The following is a 6000-nucleotide window of genomic DNA, read 5'->3' as shown; positions in this document are numbered from 1 at the left end:
CCTTTACGTGGTGGATCAACGATAACTGCATCTAATTTCACATTTTGTGAGATTAATTTTTTAATTACATCTTCACTCTTACCTAGTAAAAACTCTACATTAGTTATATTATTATTTTTCGCATTTTCACGAGCATCTAAAACAGCTGCTTCTACTATTTCAATACCATACACTTTCTTAACTTTCTTCGCTGCGAATAGACTGATTGTTCCAATACCACAGTAAGCATCGATTATCGTATCAGTTTCTTTTAATTCTGCAAGTTCCAACGCTTTACTATATAATACTTCTGTTTGAACTGGATTTACTTGATAAAATGAACGAAGTGAAATCTTAAATTCTATTCCGTCTAATGTGTCGGTTATATAATCCTTACCAAAAAGATTTTCAGTTTTATCACCAAAGATTACATTTGTCTTCTTATCGTTAATATTTAGCATAATGCTAACAATTCTATCATCTAATTTAGATATTTTTTCAACGAATTCATCTAGTTTATTAAACTTCTCCTTCGCTACAATACCTACCATGATTTCACTTTTCAGGGTATTTGTTCTGAACATAATATGTCTAATAGCACCTGAGTGATTGTTTTCATCATAAACAGATAAGTTAAGCTCTGAGATTAGACTACGTAATTTGTTCATTAATACATTGTGTTCATCATATTGAATAAAACATTTCTCTATATTAACAACATCATGGCTTCGTGGTTTATAATACCCCATCTTAACTTCGCCATTAACTTTTTGTACTGGAATCACAGACTTATTACGATAATGGTATCCATCTTCCATTCCTAGCGTATCTAATACTTTGATAGAATCTTTTCCAAGAGCTTTATCCATAACATTTTGAACTTTTTTCTTTTTAAACTTCAACTGTTCTTCGTAGTTCATATGAACTAAATTTGCTCCTGAAGTTTTTGGAATACCCTCAACTCTATTTTTAGAACTTTCAATAATATTAAGAACTTTTCCGTAACCAAGATTTTTCTTTAATTTAATTATCTTAAACTCGATTACTTCACCTTCTATAACATCTTCAATAAAAATTGGAAAATTATCAATTTTAACTACACCAAGCCCATCATGTGTATAATCTATAACCTTCCCTTCGAATATATCATTTTTTTGCATAATTCACCTTTCTAAAATAAAAAGGAGAACAGATATAGGAAACTGACTTCCCTACTCTGTTCTCCTACATTTAATATTTATTAAACTATCTTTACATACTTAAACCAATTACTTTAATTGAATTAACAAACTCAAGATCTTTAATTCGTTTATTTAATTTTTCAATATTTATATCACCTGAGCTAAGCTCTAAAGAAATAATTATAGTAGCTTTTGCATTTATCGGTACTGTTTGGTGAATAGTAAGTACACTACACTTAGCTTCATTAACAACCGATAAAATTTTACCTAATATTCCTGGAATATCATCAACATCGATAGATAATGATAGAATTGATTGTCTTTTCACATCTTGAATCGGAAATATTGTATCTTTATATTTATAAAATGCACTTCTACTTAAATCAAACCTTTTAGAAGCTTCTAAAATTGATAATTTAGAATCTTCTTCTAAAGCTTTTTTCATCGCTAATGTCTTCTTTACAGCTTCTGGCAATACATCTTCTCTAATTATATAATAAACTTTTTCTTTATCCACAGTGGTTATCTCCTACTCTACGAATTCAAACTCACCTTTAAGAATTTTAACCGTATCACCGTTTTTACATCCTCTATCACGTAAAGCATCATCTACGCCCATAGAACGCATTTGTTGAGCAAAACGTCTAACAGAAGCATCACGGTTGAAATCAGTCATTAAGAATGCACGTTCGATACCAGGTCCACTTACTACATAAGCTCCTGTATCATCACGAGTAATCTTGAATGTTTCATCCTTAGGTTTATGTTTATAAAGAACTCTATTTTCCATACTTTCTTCTTCAGTATCAAGTTCATATAACATATTTGGATCTGTATTATCTAGTATATCACTTATTTTATAAAGTAAGTTATCGACATTACTACGTGTGAATGCAGAAATTTCAACGATATCTACTTCTTCACCATCGTCTTCTAAGTGTTTTTTAAACTCTTTAAGATTGTCACTAGCTACTGGAATATCCATCTTATTAGCTACTACTACTTGAGGTCTTTCTAAAAGTCTCATATTGTACTCTGCTAGCTCTTGATTAATAATTTTATAATCTTCATATGGATCACGACCATCAGTTGCTGACATGTCTACTACATGAACAATAACTTTTGTTCTTTCAATATGACGTAAGAACTGATGTCCTAGACCTACACCTTGGCTAGCTCCTTCGATTAATCCTGGAAGGTCAGCCATAACAAAACTTCTGTGGTCTTTTGTTTCTACTACTCCAAGATTTGGCGCTAATGTTGTAAAGTGATAATCAGCAATTTTTGGTTTTGCTTTTGATGTTATTGATAATAATGTTGATTTACCAACAGAAGGGAATCCAACAAGACCTACATCAGCCATAAGTTTTAATTCTAATGTAAGATTTCTTTCTTCTCCTGGTTCACCATTCTCAGCAATTTCTGGCGCTGGGTTTGAAGGTGTTGCGAAACGACAGTTCCCACGTCCTCCACGTCCTCCACGAGCTACTACTACTTCTTGCTCATGTTCTACTAAGTCTGCTAATACTTCTCCAGTGTCAGTATCACGAATTACTGTCCCTGGCGGTACTTTTAAGTATAAATCTTTAGATTTTCTACCATGCATACCTTTACTCATTCCATTCTCACCATTAGGTGCAACGAATTTCTTCTGATAACGGTAATCCATGAAAGTTCTTAATCCTTCATCAACTATAAATACGACATTAGCTCCACGTCCACCGTCTCCTCCAGCTGGTCCACCTTTCGGAACATACTTCTCTCTTCTAAATGCTACTAATCCATTCCCACCATCACCTGATCGGACGAATATTTTTACCTCATCTAAAAACATAAAATTCTCCTATAAAATTCTTATTATTTTCTTAAACTTCAACTTTTAAACTATATAAAATTCAACTCGATAAAAGTTCATATACCATGAACTATTATAACATAATTTTTCCTACGATAATAATATTTAGCGAGATTTTAAACAAAAAAATATACGGCTGCATACACAGCCGTACTTTACTCCACAGGCAGGACTCGAACCTGCGACCCTCTGATTAACAGTCAGATGCTACTACCAACTGAGCTACTGTGGAAAAATCTCTAAATAAAAAAATGGAGCGGGTGATGAGAATCGAACTCACAACATCAGTTTGGAAGACTGAGGTTTTACCACTAAACTACACCCGCATAAATATTTGTTATTAACTTATGTATTAATTATATAATAGATATTATTGTTTGTCAATAACTTTTTTAATTTTATTTTATTTTTTTTGAAATTTGTAATTTTGTTAGCTTTACTAAAGAATTCTTTTGAAAATCAAGGAATATCTGTAGAAAAATCAACATTATTTTCATTGAATAATATATATAGTATAATATTTTTTCTGTAAAAAGTAAAGGACTTTTTTTCCATAATTATTTTCTACTTTCGATTTTTCTTATACTTAGGGAATGAGATTTCATATTCTTTGCACAGATAAATTCTCCAATTTTATAATTTTGTGAAAAAAAGAAAATCAAAAGACAAAACAAAAAGCCTTAAACGTTGATACTTTAAGGCTTCTCTAACTTTATTATTTAGTTTCTCTGTTTGGTTTTAAGTATCTCTGTAATTACTGACAAATTACAAAGGTTATTATATCAAGGTTTTGTATAATTTGATTTTCTATGTTTAACTGCAATATTTTTAAAAACATATTCAATAACATTGTCAAAACATTGTCAACATCTAGCACATATCAAAGGAATTAAGTAGGTTTAAAATTTATAGTATAGGTATGTGCATTTTTTGCACTAACCACTTTTAAGGGCGGTTTTTTAACCGTCTTTTTTCATTAGATTTAATTCTTTTATTATTAAATCTTCTCCTAAGTTTTTTAATTTTAAAATAGCTTCATCTGTAGTTAAAGATTTGTCTGTTTTTAAGTCTAACTCTAAATTAGATATTATTTCTAATACTTCTTTTTCGTTATCTATATTTCTAAATAATTCTTTAGGTAGATACATTACTTTAAACACTCCTATTTTATAAATACACGCTGTATTTTACGTTCTAAGCGTTCTGATTTTACTTTTCCTTGTAATTATCCCCCTAAACCTCTTACAAGGCAAATAAACGCTTATATAATACTAATTCTAATCTTCTAATATATAATCATTAACTTTATATCCTAGCTTATCTTTTATTTTATTAAATAATTCTAATATTTCTTTAGGAGTATCTTTTGAAAAAATATAAGTTACTCCGTTCTCTCGCTTTCCATTCACTATCCACGGGTATATTTCATTATATAATATCAACGTTTCTTTGCTAGGTAACGTCATTATGTCCATTTCAATACTCCTTTCACTTTATCTAAATTAATTATACCATTTTCAAATTATAAAAGCACCTAACAAATATAATTAAATATTTAAAATACATAGTTTAGCATTTTTTTAGGGTCTTAGAAATGTTAGGATACTTTTTTTAGGGGTTGGAAATGTTGGTATGTTCTTTTTAGGGGCTCTAAAATCTCCATATTGTTATGATTATTTAAAATATACACGCTGTATTTTACGTTCTAAGCGTTCTGTTTATACTTTCCCTTGTAATTATACCCCTTAACTTCTTACAAGGCAAATAAACGCTTATATATGTTTACTGAATTAAGAAGCGGTATAAATGCCACTATTTGCCACTAATTCATATATAATTTTTATGCCAACAATCACCAATATTTTTACCTATATAGATTTTTGTCCAACATTTTCCAACATTTATAGATATTATTTACTAACTTCTTATAGCCATTTAAACACCATATAACAAGTTTAATTTCTTATTTGATGTACATGTACCTTTTATCTATTGAAGCGGTCTAGTTTAGTACCGTAAGGTAGGGCAAATTGTTTACTTTTATTAGTTTTTATATTATAATAAAAGTAAATAAAAGAGATATTGAATATCCTCCCCCCAACTTTTTTTGGAGGATTGATCAGTATCTCTTTTTTATTTTTTTGATGTTACATCTTTTTTAGTGTTATTTTTAAAAAAACATGATATAATAGTATCAAATAGGAATAGTAACCGCATTCCCACTGGAGAGCGGGTACTATTCTTTTTTTCTATTAATAATTCATCTTTGCATAAATCTTCAAACATGGTTTTTAGGTCTTTCATTTCTATATAACTTTCATCTTCTAGTATATTGTGTATCTTCGTATTAGGATATCTAGCTTCATTTTATCCATATTATCACCTCTTCTCTGATTATCATATACTGCATATTGTTAGTTTTTCTATCAATCAAAATTTTCACGCGAGAAAAAATGTACAGTGACGGCGTGAAGTCCGAACAACATGGTAGAGAGGTACTATCCCCCCTTTTAAAACTTCTTTTTGCTCTATATGTTTTTTTATCTAAGGTTTTTAAAAACTCCTTTAAGACTGCCGAAACTGCCGATTTTAAAGCTATATAGATTTTTATGCCAACATTTGCCAACATTTATAGGTTTTATTTTTCAAGTTTTTACAAGTTTTTTTATCTATATATGCTTTTATACCAACATTTACCAACATTTTATACAACATGAAAAACACTCATATTTCTTAAATTTTATCTATATATAGGTTTTTATTCCTACATTTTCCAACATTTTATACTACGCCTTATAGAATTTTATGCCACTAAAAGCCACTATCTCAACATTTACTATATAGGTTTTTACACTCTCATTTTCCAACATTTTATGTAAAAAAACGTTATTTTTACCTCTAAAAATGGTAGTTTTTGTTAGTAAAAAGTAGTTTTTTCTTACTGCTGTTTAAAAGCTGTTTAACGTGTTTCAACTCAATTTAGTG

5 protein-coding genes and 2 tRNA genes are annotated in these 6000 nt (G+C 29.5%); all 7 read right to left on the bottom strand.

Annotated elements, in window-relative coordinates:
- A partial coding sequence (gene rlmD, locus RWN11_RS03015) for a 23S rRNA (uracil(1939)-C(5))-methyltransferase RlmD (protein ID WP_314160315.1) occupies nucleotides 1-1139 on the bottom strand: 1139 nt, incomplete at its 3' end.
- Between the two features lie 91 nt (nucleotides 1140-1230).
- Nucleotides 1231-1677: an ACT domain-containing protein gene (locus tag RWN11_RS03010; protein ID WP_314160314.1), complete on the bottom strand. Its 447-nt coding sequence runs from the start codon at nucleotides 1675-1677 to the stop codon at nucleotides 1231-1233.
- A gap of 12 nt (nucleotides 1678-1689) precedes the next feature.
- A complete protein-coding gene (obgE, locus tag RWN11_RS03005) occupies nucleotides 1690-2994 on the bottom strand; it encodes a GTPase ObgE (RefSeq protein ID WP_314160313.1) in 1305 nt (434 codons plus the stop codon).
- Nucleotides 2995-3173: 179 nt separating this feature from the next.
- Nucleotides 3174-3247 (bottom strand) — tRNA-Asn (locus RWN11_RS03000).
- 20 nt (nucleotides 3248-3267) lie between these two features.
- Nucleotides 3268-3341, bottom strand: a tRNA-Gly gene (locus RWN11_RS02995).
- A gap of 633 nt (nucleotides 3342-3974) precedes the next feature.
- Nucleotides 3975-4163 (bottom strand): hypothetical protein, encoded by a 189-nt coding sequence (locus RWN11_RS02990; RefSeq protein ID WP_314160312.1) that lies wholly within the window; start codon nucleotides 4161-4163, stop codon nucleotides 3975-3977.
- Between the two features lie 129 nt (nucleotides 4164-4292).
- Complete coding sequence (locus tag RWN11_RS02985) at nucleotides 4293-4490, bottom strand: hypothetical protein (RefSeq protein WP_314160311.1); 198 nt, start codon at nucleotides 4488-4490, stop codon at nucleotides 4293-4295.
- Between the last annotated feature and the right edge of the window lie 1510 nt (nucleotides 4491-6000).

Origin of the sequence: uncultured Gemella sp. (assembly GCF_963519265.1) — a bacterium.
Classification (GTDB): Bacteria; Bacillota; Bacilli; order Staphylococcales; family Gemellaceae; genus Gemella.
This window is presented reverse-complemented; position numbering and strand designations above follow the sequence as displayed.